The 24,245-nt window shown below is 71.4% G+C and carries 25 protein-coding genes; 18 read left to right on the top strand and 7 right to left on the bottom strand.

The genetic code is table 11. The features are described 5' to 3' along the window. Positions 1-11: 11 nt before the first annotated feature. The gene (locus J0911_RS15040) at positions 12-1,484 is read right to left on the bottom strand and encodes a TULIP family P47-like protein (RefSeq protein ID WP_207276292.1); all 1,473 of its coding nucleotides are present in this window, start codon (positions 1,482-1,484) and stop codon (positions 12-14) included. A gap of 298 nt (positions 1,485-1,782) precedes the next feature. On the opposite strand from J0911_RS15040, the gene J0911_RS15035 reads away from it, so the two are divergent. Then, entirely contained in the window at positions 1,783-3,132 is a 1,350-nt protein-coding gene (locus J0911_RS15035; RefSeq protein WP_207276291.1) for a hypothetical protein, read from the top strand. A 176-nt stretch (positions 3,133-3,308) separates the two neighbouring features. Here the strand turns inward: J0911_RS15035 and J0911_RS15030 are convergent, their stop codons facing one another. Together J0911_RS15030 and J0911_RS15025 are read right to left on the bottom strand one after the other, a co-directional pair. After that, the gene (locus J0911_RS15030) at positions 3,309-4,028 is read right to left on the bottom strand and encodes an ABC transporter permease (RefSeq protein ID WP_207276290.1); all 720 of its coding nucleotides are present in this window, start codon (positions 4,026-4,028) and stop codon (positions 3,309-3,311) included. 38 nt (positions 4,029-4,066) lie between these two features. After that, entirely contained in the window at positions 4,067-4,963 is an 897-nt protein-coding gene (locus tag J0911_RS15025) for an ABC transporter ATP-binding protein (protein WP_207276289.1), read from the bottom strand. Positions 4,964-5,216: 253 nt separating this feature from the next. On the opposite strand from J0911_RS15025, the gene J0911_RS15020 reads away from it, so the two are divergent. Both J0911_RS15020 and J0911_RS15015 read left to right on the top strand, forming a co-directional pair. Further along, the gene (locus J0911_RS15020) at positions 5,217-6,311 is read left to right on the top strand and encodes a sensor histidine kinase (RefSeq protein ID WP_307865104.1); all 1,095 of its coding nucleotides are present in this window, start codon (positions 5,217-5,219) and stop codon (positions 6,309-6,311) included. Positions 6,312-6,322: 11 nt separating this feature from the next. Next, on the top strand, positions 6,323-6,925 hold the full coding sequence (locus tag J0911_RS15015; RefSeq protein ID WP_207276287.1) for a response regulator transcription factor: 603 nt from the start codon (positions 6,323-6,325) through the stop codon (positions 6,923-6,925). Between the two features lie 18 nt (positions 6,926-6,943). On the opposite strand, the gene J0911_RS15010 is transcribed toward J0911_RS15015, so the two are convergent. Next, complete coding sequence (locus tag J0911_RS15010) at positions 6,944-7,726, bottom strand: SDR family oxidoreductase (protein WP_207276286.1); 783 nt, start codon at positions 7,724-7,726, stop codon at positions 6,944-6,946. Positions 7,727-7,917: 191 nt separating this feature from the next. Here J0911_RS15010 and sigJ point away from each other — a divergent pair, with 191 nt between their 5' ends. From sigJ to J0911_RS14970, 8 genes are all read left to right on the top strand, one after another. Further along, complete coding sequence (sigJ, locus tag J0911_RS15005) at positions 7,918-8,802, top strand: RNA polymerase sigma factor SigJ (protein WP_207276285.1); 885 nt, start codon at positions 7,918-7,920, stop codon at positions 8,800-8,802. Between the two features lie 100 nt (positions 8,803-8,902). Then, positions 8,903-9,397 (top strand): hypothetical protein, encoded by a 495-nt coding sequence (locus J0911_RS15000; RefSeq protein WP_207276284.1) that lies wholly within the window; start codon positions 8,903-8,905, stop codon positions 9,395-9,397. A gap of 10 nt (positions 9,398-9,407) precedes the next feature. After that, entirely contained in the window at positions 9,408-9,857 is a 450-nt protein-coding gene (locus tag J0911_RS14995; RefSeq protein WP_207276283.1) for a DUF421 domain-containing protein, read from the top strand. Positions 9,858-9,942: 85 nt separating this feature from the next. After that, positions 9,943-10,203 (top strand): GlsB/YeaQ/YmgE family stress response membrane protein, encoded by a 261-nt coding sequence (locus J0911_RS14990; RefSeq protein ID WP_207276282.1) that lies wholly within the window; start codon positions 9,943-9,945, stop codon positions 10,201-10,203. Between the two features lie 77 nt (positions 10,204-10,280). Beyond that, positions 10,281-10,997 (top strand): PAS and ANTAR domain-containing protein, encoded by a 717-nt coding sequence (locus J0911_RS14985; protein WP_207276281.1) that lies wholly within the window; start codon positions 10,281-10,283, stop codon positions 10,995-10,997. Beyond that, the gene (locus J0911_RS14980; RefSeq protein ID WP_207276280.1) at positions 10,990-12,963 is read left to right on the top strand and encodes a glycosyltransferase family 2 protein; all 1,974 of its coding nucleotides are present in this window, start codon (positions 10,990-10,992) and stop codon (positions 12,961-12,963) included. Before J0911_RS14985 ends, J0911_RS14980 begins: the two co-directional genes overlap by 8 nt. A gap of 83 nt (positions 12,964-13,046) precedes the next feature. Further along, positions 13,047-13,997 (top strand): YegS/Rv2252/BmrU family lipid kinase, encoded by a 951-nt coding sequence (locus J0911_RS14975; protein WP_307865103.1) that lies wholly within the window; start codon positions 13,047-13,049, stop codon positions 13,995-13,997. A 115-nt stretch (positions 13,998-14,112) separates the two neighbouring features. Continuing rightward, the gene (locus J0911_RS14970; RefSeq protein ID WP_207276279.1) at positions 14,113-14,997 is read left to right on the top strand and encodes a potassium channel family protein; all 885 of its coding nucleotides are present in this window, start codon (positions 14,113-14,115) and stop codon (positions 14,995-14,997) included. Positions 14,998-15,050: 53 nt separating this feature from the next. Here J0911_RS14970 and J0911_RS14965 read toward each other — a convergent pair whose 3' ends face one another. Further along, the gene (locus J0911_RS14965; protein ID WP_207276278.1) at positions 15,051-15,512 is read right to left on the bottom strand and encodes an aminoacyl-tRNA deacylase; all 462 of its coding nucleotides are present in this window, start codon (positions 15,510-15,512) and stop codon (positions 15,051-15,053) included. 104 nt (positions 15,513-15,616) lie between these two features. Further along, entirely contained in the window at positions 15,617-17,089 is a 1,473-nt protein-coding gene (locus tag J0911_RS14960; protein ID WP_207276277.1) for an RICIN domain-containing protein, read from the bottom strand. Between the two features lie 310 nt (positions 17,090-17,399). On the opposite strand from J0911_RS14960, the gene J0911_RS14955 reads away from it, so the two are divergent. Both J0911_RS14955 and J0911_RS14950 read left to right on the top strand, forming a co-directional pair. Next, positions 17,400-18,752 (top strand): cytochrome ubiquinol oxidase subunit I, encoded by a 1,353-nt coding sequence (locus J0911_RS14955; RefSeq protein ID WP_207276276.1) that lies wholly within the window; start codon positions 17,400-17,402, stop codon positions 18,750-18,752. After that, a complete protein-coding gene (locus J0911_RS14950; RefSeq protein WP_207276275.1) occupies positions 18,749-19,792 on the top strand; it encodes a cytochrome d ubiquinol oxidase subunit II in 1,044 nt (347 codons plus the stop codon). Before J0911_RS14955 ends, J0911_RS14950 begins: the two co-directional genes overlap by 4 nt. A 25-nt stretch (positions 19,793-19,817) precedes the next feature. Here J0911_RS14950 and J0911_RS20880 read toward each other — a convergent pair whose 3' ends face one another. After that, complete coding sequence (locus J0911_RS20880) at positions 19,818-20,762, bottom strand: metallophosphoesterase (RefSeq protein WP_207276274.1); 945 nt, start codon at positions 20,760-20,762, stop codon at positions 19,818-19,820. Between the two features lie 194 nt (positions 20,763-20,956). Between J0911_RS20880 and J0911_RS14940 the strand changes: the two genes are divergently transcribed. From J0911_RS14940 to J0911_RS14920, 5 genes are all read left to right on the top strand, one after another. Beyond that, the gene (locus tag J0911_RS14940; RefSeq protein ID WP_207276273.1) at positions 20,957-21,532 is read left to right on the top strand and encodes an iron transporter; all 576 of its coding nucleotides are present in this window, start codon (positions 20,957-20,959) and stop codon (positions 21,530-21,532) included. A 47-nt stretch (positions 21,533-21,579) separates the two neighbouring features. Further along, entirely contained in the window at positions 21,580-21,945 is a 366-nt protein-coding gene (locus J0911_RS14935; protein WP_207276272.1) for a DUF2171 domain-containing protein, read from the top strand. A 24-nt stretch (positions 21,946-21,969) separates the two neighbouring features. After that, on the top strand, positions 21,970-22,815 hold the full coding sequence (locus J0911_RS14930; RefSeq protein ID WP_207276271.1) for a hypothetical protein: 846 nt from the start codon (positions 21,970-21,972) through the stop codon (positions 22,813-22,815). 78 nt (positions 22,816-22,893) lie between these two features. Beyond that, positions 22,894-23,487, top strand: coding sequence for a molybdopterin-dependent oxidoreductase (locus J0911_RS14925; protein ID WP_207276270.1), 594 nt, complete (start codon positions 22,894-22,896; stop codon positions 23,485-23,487). After that, the gene (locus J0911_RS14920; RefSeq protein WP_207276269.1) at positions 23,484-24,245 is read left to right on the top strand and encodes an FAD-binding oxidoreductase; all 762 of its coding nucleotides are present in this window, start codon (positions 23,484-23,486) and stop codon (positions 24,243-24,245) included. Before J0911_RS14925 ends, J0911_RS14920 begins: the two co-directional genes overlap by 4 nt.

The following is a 24,245-nucleotide window of genomic DNA, read 5'->3' as shown; positions in this document are numbered from 1 at the left end:
CGCACGCCTCGTCAGGATCCGGCCGGCCGCGTGACCGGTGTCAGGTCGCCGCCGAGCTGGAAGGATCCGTTGAGTTCGGCGGACTTGAGGGTGAAGCCGCTGGACCCCGGCCAGGTGACGTCGCTGGAGGCCTCCATGACGAGGTCGCCGATCGACGGCAGGGCGTCGGCTGCCTTGCCTTCCATCACCGCCGCGATGATGGCGGGGATCGCGGCGAGGATCCCGGCGACGACGATGATGATGATCACCGCGATGATCCGTCGCGCCACGGTCGCGATGACGTTGCCCGCGACGGTGGCGGCGATCGCGCCGACGATTCCGACGATGACCTCCGTGACGGTGACCCAGGTCGCCGTCTCCATCCAGTGGTTGCGCAGCGGGTCGCGTGACCGGGCGAAGTCGAGGGTCTGGCTGCCGTCGGGCTTGTCGACGAGCACGATCCTGTAGAACTCGGTGGCCGTGACGAACGCGTCGATCCCGGGGGAGACGTGGACCTTGGTCTTGGTGTCGATCTGGATCTCGTCACCGACGATCTGCAGCCGGAAGGTATGCAACTCCGGCGTGTAGTCGACGGCGCCGATTCTGATGTCGTCCAGCGTGATCGTGTCGCGGTTCTCGATCACCGTACCCGTGCTGTTCAGGTCGAAGTCGCTCTCGGTCGCGCCGGTGAACGACTTCGTCAGCCCGGGCAGGATCATCTCGCGCAGGAAGAGGTTGTTGGAGATGAGGATGGATCCCTGGCATCCGGAGGGGATGGCCGACGGCGGGATCTGGTTGGTGAGGCCGTCCGGCGAGTCGCCCTGGGTGAGGTTGAGAACCCCGAAGTAGCTTTCCTCGTCCGACGCGCCGTTGAAGTAGGCGTAGCTCGTGTAGGTCGGCTTGAGCCACTGGAAGTCCTCCTTGGCGGCTCGCGCGTTGAGGTTGACCACCGAGAAGACGTACGTGAAGGCGGCGAGGTTGTCGTTGAACCAGTTGGCGAGCGCGGCCTGGAAGAGTGCCTTCTGGAGTTCCGAGGGCGTGCTGCTCCCGTAGTCGATGCTCTGGATGACGACGGCCGGGTCGTCCTCGCTCCGGGCCTTGGCGTCCCGCGCGAGGAACTGCTTCGTTCCTCCCTCGTCGCCGTCCGTGGCGGGTGTGGCGGGGCCGGCGGGCGGCTGAGGGAGGTACTGCAGTTTGATCGCGACGGTGGCGCGGCCGTCCGTGAGGTCCAGGTCCGGGGTGTCGGGGAAAGTCATGTGCGCGCTGGGGATCGGCGTCCGGAGGAAGACGATCGCGCCCGAGCCGCCCCGGGTCAGCTGCCACGGTCCGAACGTGCCGTCGAGCGTCCATCCCTCCTGGACCGTGGTGTCGAACGCCGCCGGTGAGGCGTCCGACTCGAGCATGGCCTCATTGACTTGCGGAAGCCGGATCGCGTTCACGGCGTCCCATCCGAGGGTGTCCGCCTCGGTGGCGAGAAGGGCCGTGGGGATCTCGTGACGAGGCACGAAGATATCGGGCCGGGCGTCCTGGTAATGCGATATCTGGGCAGTGGAGAAAGCCGAGGAGGAAGGCGCGGTCGTTGTCATGGTTTGCCCCCTGGATTTGGGTGAAGTTTCTTTCCACCGAGGCGCCGGACGATGTTTCCGGCCCTTTTCGAGATTCGCACGCCGAAGCCCGCACGGCGCGGCAGGGAAGCCATTTCACCCTCTCGCCGGCACGGCGGAGCAGGCCGGGGCGGTGGGGGTGGGGGGCTCCTTCAGCCCGGAGGCGTCGGGACCGGTCCGCGTCGCTGGGACCCGCTCGATGTCCGGTGCCGGTTACGCCGGCGGGGTCCTCCTCGGTTTCATGTCGCCGTCCACCGATAGGTTCGTCACGTGGGACGACGCCGGGAGGGGCGCGATGTCGGACGTGTTCGGGCCGTCGGTACGGATCGCGGTCGCGGTCGTCGTCGTCAGTGTTCCCGCGATGTGGCTGGTGGCCGTCTTCGTCGCGAAGGTGCTGCGCTGGCCCTCGCGGAGGACCGTCGGACGCTGGGCACGCAGTGCGCAGCGGAACCCGGCCGCGGACCCTCCGATGACCCCCATGCTCGTCGCGGTCCTGGTCCTGGGGCTCGCGCTCCCGCTCAACGTCGGCATCGTGCTGCTCCGGCACGTGGACGCGCCGATGACACTTCCCCAGTACACGGGCCATGTCGTGGAGACGGGTGCGTGCGGGCGCGGGGTGGCGGAGCTGTGGTGGCTGTACCGGTGCGAGGCGCTCGTGGAGATCACCGAACGAGAGGTCGCGGAACGGTCTGCCGGGACCGGGCCCGGGCTGCCCGAGCCGCCCCGGGAGCCGGTGTGGGTGGAGTTGCTCGCCCGTGAGCCCGCGCACGCTGGGGACGCCGTGGGTCTGGAGACCCGCTTCGACGACGACGGCGAGATCGTGCGGCAGTGGGGCCTGATCTCGGAGTCCGGCCGCCCGGCTCCGGTCGCAGGCGTCCTGGTGGGTAGCGCCGTCGTGCTCGCCCTGTCGATCCCGGTCGGTCTCTGGTGGCGCCGCTCCCGTCCCGGAGAGCGGCCGGCCGGCGGTCCCGGGGAACTGGCGGCTTCCGGCGACACGCCGGTATGGACCGAGGCCCAGGGCGGGTACCGGATCGAGGTGCGTGCGAAGCGGCTGTCGATGGCGGGGCTCACGTGGCTCGTCGTTCTCGGCGTCGCGATCGGTGCGGCACTCGGGGCGGTGCCCCTCGTCGCGCTCCAGGCGGAGACGGGGATCGAGGTGGGCCGTCGAGAGGTCGTGCTGGTCGGTCTGCTGGTCGGGGCGCCGTTCGCGGCCGCCTTCCTCGTCGCGCTGCGGCGCGGCGTCGCCACCTATGGCGTGGAGATCACCTCCTGGGGGGTGCGCGTCGCTTCGGACCGGGAGTCCTTCGAGTGGGCGTGGGCACAGATCGACCGCCTCACCGTCCGCACCGACAGCGACTACGCCCGCCTCCGCGTCAGCTCCCGGCCCCATGGCAGCCTCACGTTCATGATCGGCGTCCTGAACCGTGGGCGCGGCACCTCGCGCATGCCCCATCGCCTGCGCGCGCTCGTCGTCGGCCAGGGCTTCACCGAGCGGGTCCCGCCGGCCGGCGCACCCGGCCTCCACCGTTTCACCTCCACCAACCGCTGATCCGCGGCCTCGCGCCGGCGACCGGCTCAGACGGGTCGACCAGTTCACCGATGCGGCTGATGACAGCCGCTCCGCCGTGGGGAAGGGTGTCCGTGCGTCGTCGAACGACGAACCGTGTCACCGCGATGGAAGGAGAAGTCATGCGACGGATCACGGTGCATTGGACGCCGTGACGGTCACCGCCGCGGTTCCCACCGGAACATCCGTGAGGCGAGCGCGACGGCCACGACGACCCAGCCGAGGGTGGGCGCCAGCAGGAGCAGCGACTCGGTGAGCGGGACGCCGCCGTTCCAGGCGTTGATGACGAGCTCGGTCGCCGCGCCGCCGGGCAGCACCCGCTTGAGGAGGGCGAGGTCCTCGGTTCCGGTGAGGCCGATCCAGCTGGCCAGGACGACGACGCCGAGGCTGAGGGGCAGCGAGGTGACCTGGGCGTGTTCGGGGGAGTTGGTGATGCCGGCGGTGGCGATCGCCAGGGCGAGCATCATGACGAACGTCGCGACGATCGCCACCACCAGGAGGAGCGGGTCGGCCGGTGCGCCGCTGAGTGCCATGAAGGCGCCGAGCACCAGCGCGACCTGGACCAGGGAGACCGCACTGACCGGGAGCACGAGGCCGGTGAGGATGGCCGTGTCACCGGCGGCCGTGGAGCGCAGCCGTTTGAGGAAGAGGTCCTGTCGGCGGGCGGCCAGGGTGGTCACGGTGGTCGCGTAGAGGGTGAAGGCCGCGATGGTGAAGACGAGGATCGCCCCGATGTACCCGAGACTGCCGAGCGTCTCGAAGGCGTCCCTGCGGTAGATGAAGAACGCCGCTGCCGCCAGCGGCATGATGAGGCTGGTGATCAGCACCGCCCGGTTGCGGAAGATCTGGATCAGTTCGCTGCGTGCGATGGGAAGCATGGTCGGGATTCCGTTCTGCGAGTCGAGGGGAGGGTCGCTCAGGAGAGCGCGGGCGCGGTGTCGATGGCGCGGAAGACGTCGTCGAGCCGGGTCGGGGCGGCGGACAGTCCGTGCAGGTCGACGGCGTGGTCGTGGGCCCAGTCGAGCAGCTGCTTGAGATCGGTCTGCAGGTCGAAGGTCTCGATCTGGTAGGAGCCGTCCGGGACCGCGACGGCGGACACCGGCGGGGCCGGCGCGCCGGCGGGAAGGGAGAACTGGATCGCCGCCGGAAGGGTCCGGGTCAGCTCGGCCACGGTTCCCTGGTGGCGGAACGTGCCGTGGTGCATCAGGCCGATGCGGTCGGCGCGCTGCTGCGCCTCCTCCAGGTAGTGGGTGGTCAGCACGATGGTGGAACCGTCCGCGCGCAGTTCCTCGACGGCGTCCCAGAGGGCGTCGCGGGACTGGATGTCCAGCCCTGTGGTGGGCTCGTCCAGGAAGATCAGCTCGGGCCGCCCGTACACGGCGGTGGCGAAGTCGAGGCGCCGCTTCTCACCGCCGGAGAGCTGAGCCACGCGGGTCTCGGCCTTTCTCGTGAGGTCCACGATGCCCAGGACCCGGTCGACGGTGTCCGTACGTCCGGTGAGCCGGCCGATCAGCCGGATCGACTCCGCGACCGTGAGGTCGGGGGAGAAGCCGCTCTCCTGGAGCATGATCCCCATCCGCGGTCGTACCGTACGCCGGTCCGACGGGCTCTCCCCGAAGACGCGAACGGTGCCCGACGACGCGGCCCGGTGGCCCTCGACCACCTCCAGGGTCGAGGTCTTTCCTGCTCCGTTCGTGCCCAGGAGCGCGTACAACTCTCCCCGCTCCACCTGGAACGAGAGGTCCGTCACGGCGTGGAAGTCGCCGTAGGTGACGTGCAGTGCGTCGACGTCGATGACAGGTGCTGTGCTCATGCCTCCATCAGACCCGGCGGGCTCGGCGCCGCCCAGTGCGGCGACGTCACCTCCTGGCCATGACATCCGAGCGAGCCACTGGTGACGTGGCGTCACTGCCGAACCGGAGCGCGGCGACGATACTGGAGACCGTCAACGTCCCCGATCGGAAGCACGACACATGACCAGCGGACCGGTGCCACGAGAGGCGAGACCGCTTCCGGCGGCGCCGTGGTCGACAGCGGCCGCCCGCCGGTCACGACGGCGATTCCGCGTGCTCAACCTCTCGGCGGTGATGCCGCTGTTCGTGGTGGTCGGCGCGATCGTCGTGGCACGCCAGGCGCAGACCTGGCAGGACGTCGTCGTGCTGGGACTCGGCGTGGTGGTCGTGGTCGTCGCGTTCGAGCGCTGGACGGTCGGCGAGATCCTGCGCGTCGCAGCGCCCTGCCTGGCCGTCGCGGCCGCCGTCTGGCCCTACGGGGTCTTCCTGACCGACGGCGACGCCCAGGGTGCGTACTACGCCCTCGCCGTCGTGGGCTGTCTGACCGTTCCCCAGCTGCCGCGCCACCGGGCCGCGGCCGCGATCGCGGTGACGGCCTACGTCGCCGTGGTCGGCACGCTCGGACCGGTCGTGAGCGGCGAGGTGAACGCGACCGGCCTGATCGTCGGCGTCATCCTTCCGACCGGGATCACCGCGGTCCTGATCGGCCTGATGTTCCCCAACAAGGGCTTCTACGACCTCGCGGCGGAGCTGGAGGAGACCCGCGAGCGGGAGGCGGAGCTGGCGGTGATGCGCGAGCGGATGCGCTTCGCCGGCGACCTGCACGACATCCAGGGCCACACCCTGCACGTGGTCAAGCTGAAGACCGCCCTCGCGCGCAAGCTGCTCCACACGGACACCGCCCGCGTGGAGCAGGAACTGCGGGAGATCTACGCCCTCGTGGGCGACACCATCACCCAGACCAAGGAACTGGCCTACGGGCAGCGCAAGCTCAACCTCACCGCGGAACTGGAGAACGCCAGAAATCTTCTCGAGGCGGCCGGCATCCGCGTCCGCGTCGAACGCCGGGCCGAGATCGACACCCCGGCCATCGACCTCCTGGCGCAGGTGCTGCGGGAGACGACGACGAACATCCTGCGGCACTCGCGCGCCACCCTGGCGCGGATCGAGCTGTCCCGGCACGGCATCTCGGTGGTCAACGACGGGGTCGAGGACGGCGCGCCGCCGAAACTGCGTGGCCTGGCCACCCTCGCGGACCGGGTCTCGGACGCCGGTGGCGAGCTCACCACCCGGCTCGAGGGCGGGCGGTTCCTGACCGCCGCGGTCGTTCCCGCGGCGTCACCTCCCGCCAGGCTCCCCGCCACCTGAAAGGCGCGCCCATGACGACCGTCGTACTGGCCGACGACGAGGTGCTGCTCCGTTCCGCACTTGCCGCGCTGCTGCCCCTGGAGGGCGACATCACGGTCCTCGCGGAGGCCGTCGACGGCGCCGGCGCCGTGCGCGCCACCCTGGCCCACCGGCCCGACGTCCTGGTGATCGACCTCGAGATGCCCACCATGGACGGACTGGACGCCGTCACCGAGATCCGCCGGGAACTCCCCGGCCAGGTCGTGCTCCTGCTCACCCGGCACGCCCGGCCCGGCATCCTGCGCAAGGCGCTGAAGCTCGGCGTCCAGGGCTTCGCCAGCAAGTCCGCCGAACCGGCCCACATCGCCACGGTGATCGCCACGCTCCACGCGGGCCGCAGATGGATCGACCAGGACGTCTCCGCGGCCGCGATCGTCGACGACAACCCGCTCACCGAGCGCGAGGCGGACGTGCTGCGCGTCACCGGCGACGGCTACTCCGTCGCCGAGATCGCCGCCCGCCTCCACCTCGCCCCCGGTACCGTCCGCAACTACCTGTCCAACGCCATGCGGAAGACCCAGACCCGCACACGCCACGAAGCCGCCCGCTACGCCCGCGAGCACGGCTGGCTGTGAGGCATCCCGGTAGGTCTCCTACGTGCCCTGCGGCTCCCGACGCCCGCTGCTCCGGCGGCCGGTGGTGCGCTCGAGCCAGGCGGTGAAGGTCTCGACGCCGATCTCGGCGCCGGCGCCCGGGAGGAGCGTGCCGTCGCGCTGTGCCCTGCCGAGACCGCCGGGCAGCGCGACGGCGGGGATCCAGCCCCGGCGCCCGGTGGCGCGGGCCCATCGGCGCACCATGTCGACGAGCGACTCCTCCTCGGGGCCGGCGAGTTCGACGTACCCGCCCACGGCGGACGCTTCGGCGAGGTCGACGAGGCGCGATGCGACCTCGCGAACCGCGATCGGCTGGGTGCGCATCTTCGGCGCGAGGTGCAGCGGGCCGGCTTTCGCGGTCGCGTGGATCTGCTCGGCGAACTCGTGGAACTGGGTCGCCCGCAGGACGGTCCACGGCACGGGGCCCGCCTCGACGGCGAGCTCCTGCGCCCGCTTGCCCGCGTAGTAGTCGAACGGCGCACGATCGACACCGACGATGGACAGCGCGACGTGGCGCTCGACGCCTGCGCGCCGCTCCGCGGTGAGCAGAGTGCGGGTGACGTCCTCGAAGAAGCGGGTCGAGGCGCCGGCCTTCATCGTGGCCACGTTGGTGACGTCGATCACGGCGGTGCATCCGCGCAGCGCGTGGTCCAGCCCGGTCCCCGTGGTCAGCTCGATGCCACGTGAGCGCGCGAGAACGACGGTCTCGTGACCCCTCGTGACGGCTTCGTCGGCGACGGCCCTGCCCACGAGGCCCGTGCCTCCTGCGATCGCGACTCTCATGTTCGTCCTTTCGGTTCGGATGCCCGATCGAGCATCTGAGGGGTCGACGACGCGGCGGCCGGAAACGTGAGGCTCACACTGGGCGGTCCGCCGTCCCGCACGACCGCGAGAAGGAGACCGCCGTCGACATCGCGCCCGACGCCGAAGTTCGCGAAGCTTTGACCGGCACATCACGAGAACGGAGACACCGGATGCCGGATGACGGGGTGACCGCGGTGCTCGAGGCGGAGCGGCCCGCGCTGCGCGGTCTGGCGTACCGCATGCTGGGCAGCCTCAGCGATGCCGAGGACGCGGTGCAGGACGCGTTCGTGCGCTGGGTGCGGCTCAGCGACGAGCAGCGTGCCGGGATCGACAACCCCGGGGCGTGGATGATGCGGGTGACGTCGCGGATCTGCCTCGACATGCTCGGGTCCGCCCGTGCTCGACGGGAGACCTATGTGGGGCCGTGGCTTCCCGAGCCGGTGCCCGCGAGCGCGGATCACGGCCACGCGGGTGACCCCCTCGACCGCGTCGCCCTCGACGACTCGGTGAGCATGGCGCTGCAGGTGGTGCTCCACACCCTCACCCCGGCCGAGCGCGTGGCGTTCGTGCTCCACGACGTGTTCGAGCTGCCCTTCGCCCAGATCGCCGAGACGGTCGGCCGCTCGGTGGAGGCGACTCGGCAGCTGGCGTCGTCCGCCCGTCGCAAGGTGCGGTCCCGTACGGACGACGTCGCACCCCGCGACAGGCACGACGCGGTGGCAGCGGCGTTCGCCGCGGCCACCCGCGCCGGCGACTTCGGCGCCCTCGTGGAGATCCTCGACCCCGCCGTGACCTTGACCTCGGACGGTGGCGGCAAGGTCAGCGCGGCGCGCCGGCCGGTTCTGGGCGCCGTCAACGTCGCCCGCTTCGTCCTGGGCGCTCTCGCACAGCGTCCGGACGCTCGGGTCGACGCGGTCGACACCGCGGACGGGATGGGGTTCGTCATCAGCGAGGACGGCGTGGTCGACACCGTCATGGTGCTCGGTGTCCGCTCGGACCGGGTGTCGGACGTGTGGCTCGTGCGCAATCCTGACAAGCTCACCGGCTGGCGCTGATCCGCGGAGCACGAACTCGGAGCCCGCTCCCTCGGCGTGCGAACAGGCCTGGTCTGGGCCACATTGAGAGCACGGACGGCACGTGAACCGAGGTGAGCCGGTGGGTCTGGACGTCGAGCGGGACGAGCGTTTTCAGCGTCGTGAGTGGAAGTGGCAGCGCGGTGGCACGATCCTGCTCGTGGTGGTCGTCGTGGCGGCCCTGGCGGGACTTCTGGGTACGGGGCCGCTGAGCTGGACCGAGCGAGACAGTCCCGACGGTGTCGTGACGGCCGCGTTCGACCGCCTCACGCACCACGAGGCCGACGACACCATGACGCTGGCCTTCGGGCCCGAAGCGGTCTCGGACGGCACCGTGACCGTCGAGCTCACCGGCACCTGGCCCGGTGGTGTCGACATCCAGGGCATCTCGCCGCAGCCGGTGGAGCAGCGGGCCGTGCCGGGCGGGCTCGTGCTGGTGGTCGCCGTGGACGACGTCGACCGTGTCGACCGCGTCGAGGTGACCGTGGGCTTCCGCGCCCAGGAGTACGGCCCGCTCCGCGGCGAGGTCACCGTCGCCGGACGATCCGTCTCGTTCTCGCAGTTCGTCCTGCCCTGAGGAGGCCTCGATGGATGCAGTCCTGCGCGCCGTGGCGATCTATGTCGTCCTGCTGGTCATCTTCCGCATGACCGGCAAGAGGTCGATGGCCCAGGTGACCACGTTCGACTTCATCATCCTGCTCATCGTCGGCGAGGCGACCCAGCAGGCGCTCCTCGGCGAGGACTTCTCCGTCACGCAGGCCGCACTTGTCATCGCCACCCTCATCCTGCTCGAGCGGGCGTTCGACTACGCCTCGTGGCGCCTGCCGCGGTTCAAGCGGATCACGGAGGGCCTCCCCGTGGTCATCGTGGAGGACGGCCGGCCGCTCGAGGACGTCATGACCAAGGAGCAGATCACGACCGACGACGTGCTCAGCGCGGCGCGGGGGTCGCAGGGCCTGGAGCGGATGGACCAGATCAAGTGGGCCGTCCTGGAGAGCTCCGGCGGCATCAGCATCGTGCCGAAGAGCCCTGCCTGACGCCCGGCGCAGCCCGGGTGGTGAGTGACGGCTGGTTCTGGAAACGTGCCTGTCAGCACGGCTGACGAATGGAGGACTGATACTCATGATCGGGTTCATCATCGCGGGTCTTGTCATCGGCGCCCTGGCGCGGCTCATCAAGCCGGGCAAGCAGAACCTGGGACTGTTCACCACGCTGCTGCTCGGGCTGGCCGGGTCGGTGATCGGTGGCGTCGTCGCCAACCTGCTCGGCACCGGGGACATCTTCGAGCTGAACGTCCTGGGCTTCATCGTGGCGGTGATCGCGGCCGTCCTGCTGATCGGTGTGGCGGAAGGAATCGCGGGCCGCCGCAAGGGAACGGCCTGAGAGCCACTTCTCGGTTACGGTTGACAGGAGTCAAGACGCGGCTCATCGGCGCATGGAGCGACGAGGAGGCTGTACGTATGACCGCGGAACCGATGCAGATCGAACGTGCCCTCGCGCACGGCACCCATCACGTCGTCGGGCGGTACCGGTACGAGATCGCCACGCAGCGGTGGTGGTGGTCGGACGAGACGTTCCACATCCACGGCTTCGAACCCGGAGAAGTGGTGCCGACCACGGCGCTCGTCCTGGCGCACAAGCATCCGCAGGACCGGGAGCGTGCGTCCCGCGCGCTGGATGAGGCCGCGGCGACCGGCGATCCGTTCAGCAGTGTTCACCGCATCATGGACGCCCACGGGCGCGAGCGGACGCTGGCCGTCGTCGGGCAGGGCCGCCGGGACGTCGCTACCCGTGAGGTCCAGGAGCTGGTCGGCTACTTCATCGACGTGACGTCCTCGGTGAAGGCCCGGGCGAGCGAGGCGGCGAGCGCGTCGATCCGCGCGGCGGCCGCCACGCGTGCTCCGATCGAGCAGGCCAAGGGCATCATCGCCATCTCGTTGCGGATCGATCCCGAGGAAGCGTTCGAGCGTCTGCGCAGCGCCTCCAACGACACGAACGTCGCCGTGCGCGACGTCGCGCGGCACATCGTCGAGATGGCCACCAACCAGCACGGGACGATGACGGACGTGGTCGCCGCCCTGGCGCCGCCGGCGCGGCGATCCGACCATCGCTCACCTGCCACCCGGGAGCCGGGGGACGGTGACCGGGCTCCTCGCGGGCGGTCCGCGGATGGGTAGGTCGCTGTCGGAGACGGACCTCGCCACCGGCGCCGACCGGTCGTCCGCACCGCGGCGCCGGCGGCCGGAACGGGTGACGACCGTGGTCGTCACCCGGAACCGCCGGCCGGACGTGCGCCGCTCCCTGCCCGAGGGAGGAGGGCCGGTGGTCCTGGTGGACAACGGCTCGACCGACGGTACGCCCGACCTGGTGCGCCGGTGGCGTCCGGACGTCGACGTCGTGGAACTGGGTGAGGACCGCGGCCTGGCCGTCGCGCGCGACATCGGCGCGCGGCGGGCGCGGACCGCTTACGTCGCCTTCGCCGATGATGACTCGTGGTGGGAACCGGGGGCTCTCGACGAGGCCGCGCGGGTGCTCGACGCCCACCCACGACTGGCGGTGCTCGCCGCGCGCGTGTCGACCGGACCGGCCGGTGATCCCGATCCCCTCTGTGCGCTGATGGCCGCCTCGCCACTGGGAACCGAGGCGGACCTGCCCGGTCCGTCGGTGCTCGGGTTCCTCGCCTGCGGGGCCGTGGTGCGCCGCTCGGCCTACGTGCTGTGCGGCGGGTTCGACGAACGGTTGGCCTGCATCGCCGAGGAGAAGCTGGCTCTCGATCTCACGGCGGCCGGCTGGGGTCTGGCCTATGTCGACGGTGTCGTCGCGCACCGTCGACGCTCGGGGACGCGCGCCGCGTCGAGGAGCCGGGTCCGCGAGGAGCGAGACAGGATCCTGACCGCGTCGATGCGTCGCCCCTGGCCGGTCGTGGCGCGAACCGTGGCCGCCGGCATGCGCGACCGGGATGTCGGCCCCCGAGCCGTCGCCGCCGCGCTGCCGGAGCTTCCACGTGCTCTGGCGCGACGGCAGACGGTGCCCGAGCACGTCGAGCGTGCTCGCCGGCTGCTCGACGACCAGAGCGAGGAAGGGAGTCGTCACCAGGAACAGGGCACCCCGAACGACCAGGGCACCCCGAACGACCGGGGCACCCCGAACGACCGGGGCACCGCCGAACAGAGCACCGCCGAACAGAGCACCGCGAGCGAGCAGGGTGGGCCCGGGGCGCGGTCGTCCTGGCACGGCCGGAACGAGACGCGGGACGGGCGCGTCTCCGTCGTCATGATCACTCACGAGCGCCGCGCGGAGGCCGACGTGGCGCTGCAGCGTCTCCGAGCACTGCCGGAGCGGCCCACGGTCGTCGTCGTCGACAACGGCTGCACGGACGGAACCGCGCAGATGGTGCGGACCCGGCACCCGGACGTCGTCCTGCTCCGTCCGGAGGGGAACCTCGGCGCGGTCGGCCGCAATCTCGGAACCGCGGTCTCGGAGACGCCTTACGTCGCCTTCTGCGACGACGACACCTGGTACGAGCCGGGTGCCCTCTCCGCCGCGGCGGACCTTCTCGACGCCCATCCGGCCCTGGCCGTGGTCACCGCGAGCATCGTCGTGGAACCGAAGGGCCGGCTGGATGCCATCTGCGAGGAGATGGCCCGCAGCCCGCTGCCGCGACCGCCCGGGCTGCCCGGTCATCCGCTGCTGAGCTTCCTCGCCGGCGTCTCGGTGGTGCGCCGGTCCGCCTTCGAGCAGGTCGGCGGCTTCCACGACCGGATCTGGCTCGGCGGAGAGGAGGAGCTCCTGGCGTCGGACCTGGCCAGAGCCGGATGGCGGATGGCCTACGTGCCCGAGATCGTGGCGCATCACCGCGCCTCCACGCTCCGGGACCCTCACCTGCGACGCCGGCACGGGATCCGCAACACGCTGTGGTTCACCTGGCTGCGGCGACCACTGTTCAGCGCGGTGCGACGCACGGGCCGGCTTCTGGCACGGCTGCCCAGGGACCGCATCACCGCGCTGGGGATCGCCGAGGCGGTGCGCGGGCTGCCCTGGGTGGTGGCGGAGCGCCGGCCCGTGCCTCGAGACGTGGAGGCCGGCTACCGCCTCCTCGAAGACATGCAGCTCGGCACGGGAACCCGGAACTACGTCTCCTGAACCGTCTCGCGGACCCGGGAAGGGGGGAGCGGGGCCGAGCGCATCCAGTAGGCGGCCAGGATGCGGGGGTACGGTCGACGTTCGTGGAGACGATCAGCCTGCTGTCGGAGCCGGGCGCGCGCGTGGATCTCGTGGTCAACGCGGGCGCCCGCAGCGGTGCGGACGCGCTGGCGGCCGTTCGTGAGGTGCTCCTCACCGGTGGTGTCGGTGACCTGCGGACCCACGAGGTGACCTCGGGTGGCGGACTCGCCGAGGCCTTGGACCGGGTCATGACGGAACCACCGCGGCTGCTGGTCGTGGGCGGCGGCGACGGTACGGTCGGCGCGGCAGCGACCCGCGTCGCGGGGACGACGACGGTGCTGGGTGTGCTTCCGTTGGGTACCGCCAACGATTTCGCGCGGACGCTGGAGCTCTCGCCGGATCCGGTCGTGGCTGCTCGCGAGATGCTCGGTGGCAAGATCGTGGACCTCGACGTCGGGCGGGTGAACGGGAGCGCCTACCTGAACGTCGCCTCGTTCGGGCTGTCGGTGGAGGTCACACGCCGGCTGACGCCCCGCCTCAAGCGGTTCCTCGGGCCGGCGGCCTACGTGGTGGCGACGCTGCGCGCGTTCCGGCACCACCGGCCGTTCGCGGCCCGGCTGGAGTTCCCCGCCGGGGACCAGGAGCCGCTGGACCTCGACGAGCTGCTGCAGGTCGCCGTCGGCAGCGGGAGGCACTACGGCGGCGGTAACACCGTGTCCCCGACGGCGTCGCCCGACGACGGACTGCTGGACGTGTACGCCATCGTCAAGGGGCGGCTGCGTGACCACGTGTCCATCGCACGGCTGCTCCGGGACGGCAGCCTGATCGAGCACGACCAGGTGCGGCACGTCGTGACGAGGGCCGTGGACGTGGTCACGACCGTGCCGATGCCGCTCAACCTGGACGGCGAGCTCGCGGCGACGACCCCGGCCGCGTTCCGGGTGGACCGCAACGCGCTGCACGTCGCGGTGCCGGCCTGGAGCAGGGCGGGGCGGCTCGACGGTGGGGCGTGAGCCGGCGCAGCGGGTCGGCTGATGTGCTGCGCGGGTGTGCTGTGCGTAGCGTGACTGTCATGACGGGATCGGTGACGGGAGTGAGGCCCGGGCGGAGCTCCCGGGCCGGATCGACATGGTGACGGCCCTGGCGACGGGTGCCGGGGCGGTCCTTGTTCTGCTGGCCCTGCGCGACGTGTTCCACGCGTTGCTGCATCCCAGCGGGCGAGGCCGTATCAGCCCGGTGGTGAGCGGTCTCGTGTGGCGCGCCTGCCGGCGTCTCGGGGGGCGCGCGACCGGACTGGGCGGTCCGGCCGTCATGGTCGCCGTGGCGGTGGTCTGGCTGGGTCTGGTCGTCACCGGCTGGGCCCTGGTGTACTGGCCGCACCTCGACAGCGGGTTCTCCTACGGCATCGGTCTCGAACCGGCGCGCCGCGACGACCTCGTCGACGCGTTCTACGTCTCGACCGTCACCCTGACGACGCTCGGCTTCGGCGACGTGGTACCCACGGCCGGGTGGCTGCGGCTGGCGGCCCCGGTCGAGGGCATGATCGGTTTCGGGCTCCTCACCGCGGGGGTCTCGTGGATCCTCCAGGTCTATCCCGCCCTGGGGCGACGACGCGCCGCCGCGCTGCAGCTCGACGGGCTGCGCAGAACCCGTACGGCGCAGCTCCTGCGGCAGGAGGAACCGGAGGGGATCGGAGCGGGGGCGGGGGCACCGATCCTGCGTGGGCTGGCGGCAGAGCTCGACCAGGTACGCGTCGACCTCCTGCAGTACGAGGTCACGTACTACTTCGCGGATCCGGAGCCCAGTTCCTCCCTGGCCACGCTGGCCCCGTACGCGCTGGAGCTGTCCGCAGCGGCGCGGGAGTCCGGTGCGGCGAGCCTGCGGCACGCCGGTGCTGTCCTCGACGTCGCCCTGGGCGGGCTCGCCGAGGCGCTCGACTCCAGACACCTGCACACCGGAGGCTCGACGAGTTCGGTTCTGGCCGCCTACGAGCGCGCCCAGTGCGGTGGATGACGCGGCGGTCGGACGCCTCCGCCGGCCACGGCCGGGCCGCCGCCCGTGCGGGCTCAGGCCGTCCGGGCGGGGGTGAGGTCGACGACGGTCGCGTCGTAGGCCCGGACGAGCTCGTCGGCGCTTACCTTCACGGCGTGGTCGGGACTACCCGACCCGAGTGTGATGTCGTGCCCGATGATGCGCCGGTCCGCGACCACGGGGAAGGCCGTCGTGGCCCCGAGCGGGGTGATGGTTCCCCGGCGGTACCCGGTCGCCAGGTACGCCTCCTCCTCGTCGGGCAGCCGCACCCGGTTCATCCCGAGGGCGGCACGCAGCTTCGGCCAGGAGAACCGCTCCTCCAACGGCACCAGGACGAACACGAATCCGTCCCGCTGATGCAGCACGATGGTCTTCACCGGCACGGTCCCGTCCGGGCGGACGTCCTCGGAGCCGCGTCCCCGGGGGCGCAGCGCCACGTCGAGCCCACGAGTCGCGGCGTCGGCCAGGGCGCGTTCCACGGACGCCGGCGAGGTCATCCGTCCACCCTACGTCCCTGCCCGCGGAGAGCCGCCGCCGTCCGCGGCGTGAGCCGCCGCCCCCGAGGTCACCCGGGGGCGGCGGCTCTCACCTTCCGTGCCGGTCAGAGGTCCCAGCGCTGGTTGGCGCCGCCCCAGCAGGAGTACTGCTGCAGCCTGGCGCCGTTCGCGGACGACTGGCCGACCACGTCGAGGCACTTGCCCGAGTGGCGGGCCACGATCTCGACACGGCTCGAGCCGGACACCGGCCGCAGCTGCCACTGCTGGTTGGTGCCGCTGCCGCAGGTGTACTGGATGACGGCGGCGTTGTCGGCCGTGGACGCGTTGCTCACGTCCAGGCACTTGCCGGAGTGCTGTGCGACGAGGTTGTGGTACCCGTTGCCGAGATCCCGTAGCTCGAACCGCTGGTTCGACGCACCGGAGCACGTGTACTGGATGATCTCCGCGGCGTTGGCCGTGGACGCCTGCACCACGTCCACGCACTTGCCGGACGACTCGTTGACGATCTGGGTCACGGTTCCGCTGGGGGTGCCGCCGGAGACGTCGTCGCCCCAGCCGTACCTCAGGCGCTCCGCCCCGGAGGAGTTGCGGATCGAGAGGTTCAGATCGGTGCCGCCGCCGCTCTTGGCGTACATCGAGTACCAGTCGTAGCCGATGTCGCCCGGCTTGCCGCCCAGGGCGGGCCAGTACGTCGCACCCATGCCGTTGTCCCGCATGACCTGCGTCACGGCACGGACGTGCCGCACGAAGTTGTCCGTGCTCCCGCCGTCGGCGTAGTCGCGGCCGTCGTTCATGGGGGCACCGAACTCCGTCACGACCGCACGCGAGGCGCAGTTCCCCAGACGGGTCCTGATGTGGTCGAGCCAGCCGTCGTAGGTGTTCTCGCCGTAGAAGAAGGCGTAGTGGTGGAACGAGAACAGCGTGTCGGAGAAGCGGCTGTCGGTGCACAGGTCGCGGAGGTCCTGGCTGTACCCGGTGCCGCCGATCAGCACGCGGCCCGGCACCGCGGAGTAGTGGTGGTCGAGCCAGTCGGCGGCGACGTCGCGCCACTCGGACGAGCTGTAGCCGTGCGGCTCGTTCATCGGCTCGAAGTACACCAGGTCGTTGCCGCCGTACCGACTCGTCACCTCCGACCACATGGAGTTCCACGCGGCGTAGTCGGTGACGCGCCCGCCGGAGGCGGCCCCGTCCTCCCAGTACGCCAGGACGACCTTCCAGCCGCGCTCGGTCGCGGCGTCGATCGTGCCCCGGTAGCTCGCCCACCAGGAGGAGCCGACCGTGTGCGTGTTGACGGGCAGGCGGACCGTGTTGACCCCGAGGCTCGACTCCATGTCGTCGTACAGGGCGTTCGCCTTCGCCTTGACGGTCGAGTAGCTGTCGGAGCTGGACAGCCCGTCCAGGACGAGGTTGCCGGTGCTGAAGTTGTCACCCAGCACGGCCCAGTTCATGCCACGGAACTGGCTGGTGGCAGCCGATGCGGGAGCCGCTGACAGAGCGGCGGCGGTGACCGGCAGCAGGACCAGCGTGGCCAGACCCGCCAAGAGCCGGCGCAGCGGCCGGATCCGGGATGCGTTCATGTTCGAAGAACCTCCTGTGCGTCGTTGCAGGGGATGGGTTCACAGTGTCGAGCACTACCCGTCAGAGTAGTGCAGGAGTGAATGTATCAGAAAGAACCAGTGCGGAGAACGATCAAGAACGATCACAAAAGGTCGCCGACGGACTGGCGGTGAAGGTCCGCCCCGGCGGCGGTTCCCGGCTTCTCGCTCACGCGTCGCCGCTGTGGCGAGTGCTCGGCCACCGGCCTAGCCTGACGCGGAACCTGCCGCTCGGACGGCACGCGGCCCGTCCGACATCCCGGCCGAACTCTCAGGGAGGGGAGAGAAGCGGGTGATCGAAGACCTCGTCGCCGCCCGTATGCAGATGGCGCTCTCGCTCGGCTGGCACATCGTCGTGGCCTGCCTCGGCGTGGGGTTCCCCGCCCTGGTGCTGCTGGCGGAGTGGCGGGGCATCCGCACGGGGGACCGCGGCTGGACCCTGCTGGCACGCCGGTGGGCCAAGGCGCTGGCGGTGGTCTTCGCCGTCGGAGCCGTGTCGGGCACGATCCTCTCGTTCGAGATGGGCCTGCTCTGGCCCGGCCTGATGGGCACGTACGGAGAGGTCATCGGGCTGCCGTTCGCCATCGAGGGCATCGCCTTCTTCATCGAGGCGATCTTCCTGGGGATCTATCTCTTCGCGTGGGGACGGCTACCGCCACGCGCGCACCTCCTGTCCGGCATCCCGATCGTGCTGGCGGGACTCGCGTCGGCGTTCTTCGTGGTGACCGCCAACGCGTGGATGCAACAGCCCGAGGGCTTCCGCCTCGTCGACGGGCGCGTGGTCGACGTCTCCCCGTGGGAGGCGATGTTCAACAGGGCCACACCGCACCAGACGGTGCACATGCTTCTCGCGGCGCTCATGGTGACGGGATTCCTGGTGGCCTCCGTCTACGCCGTCGCGATCCTGCGGGGCAAGGGGGACGCGTACCATCGCCGGGCTTTCGCCCTGGCGTTCTCGCTCGGCGCGGTCGCCGCGCCGGCCCAGGTCGCCGTCGGTGACTGGGCGGCCCACAGCGTCGCCGAGCACCAGCCGGTCAAACTGGCGGCGATGGAGGCGCTCTTCCGCACCGAACAGGGGGCTGCGTTGCGCCTCGGGGGCATCGTGGTCGACGACGAGCTCCGGTACGCCGTCGAGATCCCGAACGCGCTGTCACTGCTGGCGTACTGGGACCCGGACGCCACGGTCGCCGGACTGGAGGAGGTGCCACCCGACCTGCGCCCACCGGTCGGCATCGTGCACTGGGCGTTCGACATCATGGTCGCGGTCGGCCTCGCGCTGCTGGCCCTGTCCGCGTGGTTCGCCGTCGTCGCATGGCGGCGAAGACGCCTCCCCGACTCGTCGTGGTTCTACCGTGCCGCCGTGGTCGCCGGGCCCGCCGCGGTGGTGGCGCTGGAGGCGGGCTGGGTGGTCACCGAGGTCGGCCGGCAGCCGTGGATCGTCTACGGCCAGATGCTGACCGCCGACGCCGTGAACCCGATGTCCGGGCTCCGCTACGGGTTCTATGCGCTGCTACCCGTCTACGTCCTGCTCACCGTCGCGTTGATCTACGTCCTGCGCCGGCTGGCCCGGGCGCCCTTCGACGACGGCGCCGCCAGGAGGGTCTCCGACTACCGCGTCGTCCCGGACGGCGAGGACCCGAGATGAGCGCCGCGGACGTCTGCCTCGCGCTCCTGTGGCTCGGCATCGTCGCCTACGTGCTGTTCGGCGGTGCCGACTTCGGCGCCGGGATCTGGGACCTGCTCGCCGGCCGCGGGGAACCGGGCAGGCGCCGGCGTGAGCTCCTCGAGCACGTGATCGGGCCGGTGTGGGAGACCAACCACGTCTGGCTGATCTTCGCCGTGGTGATCGGGTGGACGGCGTTCCCGCGCGCGTTCGCCTCCGTCGCGGGAACCCTGGTCGTGCCGTTGACCCTCGCGGCGGCAGGGATCATCTTCCGGGGGTCCTCCTTCGCCTTCCGCAAGTCGCTCCACGGCGAGCGGTTCGAGGGCTTGTTCGGCATCCTCTTCGCCACGTCGTCACTGCTGACGCCGTTCTTCCTCGGCACCGTCGCCGGCGCCGTCGCCTCGGGCCGGATTCCCTACGACGGCTACGGCGATCCCCGGACGAGCTGGACGAACACCACGAGCCTGTTCAGCGGCCTGATGGCCGTCCTGGTCTGCGCGTATCTCGCCGCCACCTACCTCACCCGCGACGCCACCCGTACGGGACGTGACGACCTGGCGGAGTACTTCCGGGGCCGGGCGCTGTTCGTCGGATGGCTCACCGGCGCGCTCGCCGTCGTCGGGCTCGTCGTGATCGCCCAGGACGCGGAGGCGTTGTTCATCGGTCTCACCGGTGTCGCGCTGCCCGTGGCCGCGGGGTCGGTGCTCAGCGGTGTCGCGGGGCTCGCCCTGCTGCACGCGCGCCGGTACACGGCCGCACGCCTGACGGCGGCAGGCGCCGTGGCGCTGCTCCTGGCCGCGTGGGCCGCCGCCCAGTACCCGTACATCCTGCAGCCGGGGGTCACGATCGCCGAGGCCGCCGCCGGGGAGGCGGTGCTGGCAGCGGTCCTGGCCAGCCTCGCCGTGGGTGCCGCTCTGCTCGTGCCGTCACTCGTGTGGCTGTACGTGCTCTTCCAGCGGGAGGAGCGAGTCGTGGAGGCCGGCGACGGGGAGCCGGGACCCGGCGAGCGGGACCGGCGCTGAGCCGGGTCAGGAGACCGCCCGGGTCTCATGGTGCGCGGAGCATGAAGAGGGCGACCTCGGGCGGTGCGTTGATACGCACGGGGACGAGGCTGAATCCGAGGCCGCAGGTGACGTAGAGGCGGTTGCCCTCGGCACCGTACGAGGGCGGGGCCCAGTGCTCGGCGACGGTCTTCTCCTCACCGCTGAGCGCCACGTGCGACCACCCCGAGGGCCCCGGGAGCACGACCTGGCCGCAGTGGGTGTGGCCGGCGACGGCCAGGGGCGCCGATCTGGCGGGCAGCCGCGGGAACGCCGTCGGGTTGTGCATCATGACCAGCCGCGGAGCCTTCGGCGGGACGTCGGACAGAGCGGCGCGGACGTCGGTGAGGCCGGGACGGGTGGCGGCGAGCCCGACCACGTGCAGCGGCTCGCCCTCGCGGGTGACCGTGAACGCGTCGTTGTGCAGGACGCGGACGCCGGCGTCCTCCAGGGCTCGCGTGATCTCCCGCGCACCTCCGGTGGCATGGTCGTGGTTGCCCAGCACGGCGACCACGGGGGTCGTGGTGTCGGTGAGCGGCCGCAGGTGGTCGACGACCTGCCGTGCCTGCCGGGTGACCGACGAGTCCTCGCCGTAGAGGAAGTCGCCCGGCAGGAGGACCAGGTCGGGGTCCTCGTCGACGACCTCCCGCACGGCACGGTCCACCATCCGCGTGTTCGCCCACCACATCCCCGTCTGCAGGTCGGCGACGACGGCGACCGTCGCGCCGTCCCACGAGTCGTGCAGCCCCGGGATGGTGACCTGGTGCCGCGGGGTGGCGAGGACCAGACGCGGTTCGATCGCCACGCCGTAGACGACGAGGGCCGCCGCGCCGACGGCGAGCGCCGACGCGACCGTCCTCAGGACCCGTGCGGCGCTGTGCCGGCGCCGGCGTGGACCGCCGGGGCCGGAGCGGGAACCAGGGCCGGAGCCCAGGCCGTCCTCCTGCGGCACGGCGTTCTCCTCGCTGTCGGATGCTGTCGAGACGTGGTCCCACGGTGCTCCGGGCCGGGCGCGGTCGCCACCGGGGGGGCAGGGCGGTGCGGCACCGTCACGGCCGGTGAGGCGGGCCCCGGGCACGCGGATGCGAGGGCGCGCACTCCGGGGCAGCATCGAAGAGCACCCACCACCCGATGGAGGAGGCACGGATGACGAGCACACGCGGCACACTGCCCGGGGACCCGGGCTCGTCGGAGGCGACCGAGCGCCAGCTGGAGCTCGCCGCGGCTCAGGGGGACGCCTACCGGCAGGCCCTGGACCACATGGCCCAGGACGTCGCCAAGGCCGGCGGCACGCAGCAGGTCGGGGACTACCTGATCGGCTACGCCATCGAGGACGCCGAGGGCATGTACCACCTGGAGAACGGGAAGCTGCAGTGGCGGAACCCGGGGAGCGCCAACGCGCACGTGGAGGTCGTGGTGTGCGACGCGGCCGACGGGCGCTTCATCCCCGGCCTGAGCGTGAGCGCGGCTCTCGTGACACCTGACGGGCAGGAACTGGGGCCGTTCCCGCAGGAGCTGGTGTGGCATCCCATGCTCTACCACTACGCGCGCAACTGGGAGCTGCCGCAGGACGGCGAGTACACGCTGCGCGTGCACGTGGACCCGCCGGCGTTCATGCGACACGACGAGATCAACGGACGCCGGCTCGCCGAACCCGCGGACGCGGAGTTCGACAAGGTGACCATCGAACGTGGCTCCGAGCCCGTCGACCCGCCGGTCTGACGACCGGCGGCGCGGGCGACGGACGAGCACCGAGGAGGAGAGTTGACGTGACCGAGTTCGCAGGACCAGAGGGACCGATCCGCGATGTCGTGCCGGGAATGTCGGTGGTCGACGCCGCCGGTGAGACGGTGGGGACGGTCGAGGACGTGCGGATGGCCGACTCCGGAGCGGTCGAAGGCACCGACCCGGCGTCGAAGGAGCCGAGCAACCCGATCGCGTGGGTCGCCGAGGCGTTCAGCACGGACAGCGGCATGAGCCAGGAGGCGCGGGAGCGTCTCGCGCGTCTGGGGTTCGTCCGGGTCGACGGCAAGGGCCTGTTCTCGGGCCACTGCTACGTCGAACCGGGCCAGATCGCCTCCGTCGCAGGAGACGAGGTGCGGCTGTCGGTGGACGGCGACCAACTGCTCCGATAGGCGTCCGCGCGGTAGCGTGCGGTGGTGACAGCGCCTCGACGTGTTCCCGCGGAGCCCGAGCTCGCACCTCTGATGAGGTGCTACGGATACCGGTTCACGCGCACCGGCACGGTGACGGGTGCCGCGCAGTCGCGTGACCCGGAGGACGTGGCCGCGGTGGAGCGCCTCGGCTGGCCGGTCCGCACGACCGAGCGGTGGACGCCGTCGGAGGTCCTGGAGCGGTCGGTCGTCGCGGCACGGGTCCTCGACGAGGACGCCGTCCTCGCCGCCTTCGTCGCCGGGCTGGGCAGCGCGCCCCGCGGGCGCCAGACGGCCGTCTCGTACGGCTGGGCACGGTTCCTCGACGCGGCGCCGAAGGCCGAGGGGGGTCTTCCCGACTGCGGCCTGGCGAGGTCGGGCGGAGGGGACCACGAGGTCGACGTCACCGAGGTGCTGCTGCGGCTCGCACTGGGCTGGTCGTGGAACGAACAACCCGAGCGGTACCTGCCCGACCTGGAGGCCGCTGCCGCCGAGGGGCTCCCCCGGCCCGGGAACGGGGACCGGGAGCGGCTCGGCGCGCTGCTGGACGTCATCGGGGCCCAGCCGGCCGGGACACGTCCCGGCGAACTGGAGCGGGTGATCGCGCGCGAGAAGATCCTTCCCGGCACCGACAAGTACCAGCGGTACGGCATCCTCGTCGGCCTCGCCGAGCTCGGCGTCCTGCCGAGCACGGTCCTCGCGCCCTCGTGGGACGGGTTCGTCCCCGTGAGCGAACGGTGGGCGGCCGGCCGGAAGGCTCGTGGCGGTCCTCGCTCGGACATCACCGTGCCCCTCGCGGGATGGCGCGGCGGGATCGACGAGAGGCGTGCGCGACGTCTGCGCGAGGTCTGACCGGCCCGCGGCGGCCCGATGCTCCTACAATCGAACACGGCCGGGTCGGTCGGCAGCTTCGCGCAGATCGGAGTCAGCATGTCGTTCACCACTCGTGGTTTCTCCGGCAGACGGCGCGAGGAGAACCCGCGCCTCCCGCCCGGCCAGACGCTCTTCGAGGACTGGCCGGTGCTCACCGCGGGGCCGACGCCCCGGGTCGACGCGGCGGACTGGGAACTGACACTCCGCGACGAGACCGGCACGGACCACCGGTGGGACTGGGACGGGCTCCTCGCGCTCGGGGTGGAGGACGTGACCGTCGACATCCACTGCGTCACCCACTGGACGAAGCTCGACATGGCGTGGCGCGGGGTGAGCCTCGACAAGCTCTTCGAGGACGTCGAGACCGAGCACGAGTTCGTCATGGCGCACTCCTACGGCGGCTACACGACGAACGTTCCCCTCGAGGACCTCCTCGACGGCAAGGCGTGGATCGCCACGGAGGCGGAGGGCGAGCCGCTCGACCCCGAGCACGGCGGCCCCGCCCGCCTGCTCGTGCCGCACCTGTACTTCTGGAAGAGCGCCAAGTGGATCCGCAGCCTGACGATGACGGCGGACAACGAGCCCGGCTTCTGGGAGCAGAACGGCTACCACCTCTACGGCGACCCGTGGAAGGAGGAGCGGTACTGGTGAGCACGCCATCCGGGACGCGGCTCGGCCGTTCCCGCCCGCGGGCCGCGTGGCATCTCGCCACGGTGGCCGACGTCCGTCCCGAGACGCCCACCGCCGTCCGCCTCACCCTCGAGGTGCCCGGCTGGCCCGGCAGCGAGGCGGGCGCCCACCTCGACCTCCGGCTCACCGCTCCGGACGGCTACCAGGCCAGCCGGTCCTACTCGATCGCGTCCTCGACACCCGAGGGGGACGTGGTGCTCGCCGTCGACGAACTGCCGGACGGCGAGGTGTCGCCGTTCCTCGTGCACGAGGTGCGCAGCGGGGATCAGCTCGAGGTGCACGGCCCGCTGGGCTCGTTCTTCGTCTGGCGGCCGGGTGAGAGCGACCGTCCGGTCCAGCTCGTCGCCGGGGGGTCCGGCGTGGTCCCGCTCTACGCGATCGCGGCAGCGCACGGCGCGAGCGGCGACACCGCACCCCTTCGGCTGCTGTACTCCGTCCGGCGGCCCGACGACGTCTTCTTCGCGGACGAGCTCGCCGCTCTCGACGGCCCGGCGTTCGCGCTCGACGTCGTCTACACGCGCCAGGCGCCGGACGGCTGGACCGCGCCGGTGGGCCGTCTCGACAAGGCGGCGCTCGCGGCCTCGACGATCCCGGCTTCCCAGCGGCCGCGCGTCTACGTCTGTGGCTCGACGCGCTTCGTCGAGACGATCGCGGGCTGGTTGCAGGAGCTCGGGCATTCCCCGACGGACATCCGTACCGAACGCTTCGGAGGTCTCTGA

Origin of the sequence: Myceligenerans salitolerans (assembly GCF_017349295.1) — a bacterium.
Lineage (GTDB): Bacteria > Actinomycetota > Actinomycetes > Actinomycetales > Cellulomonadaceae > Myceligenerans > Myceligenerans salitolerans.
Note: the sequence above shows the minus strand (reverse complement) of the source record. Positions and strands in the feature narration are given on the sequence as shown.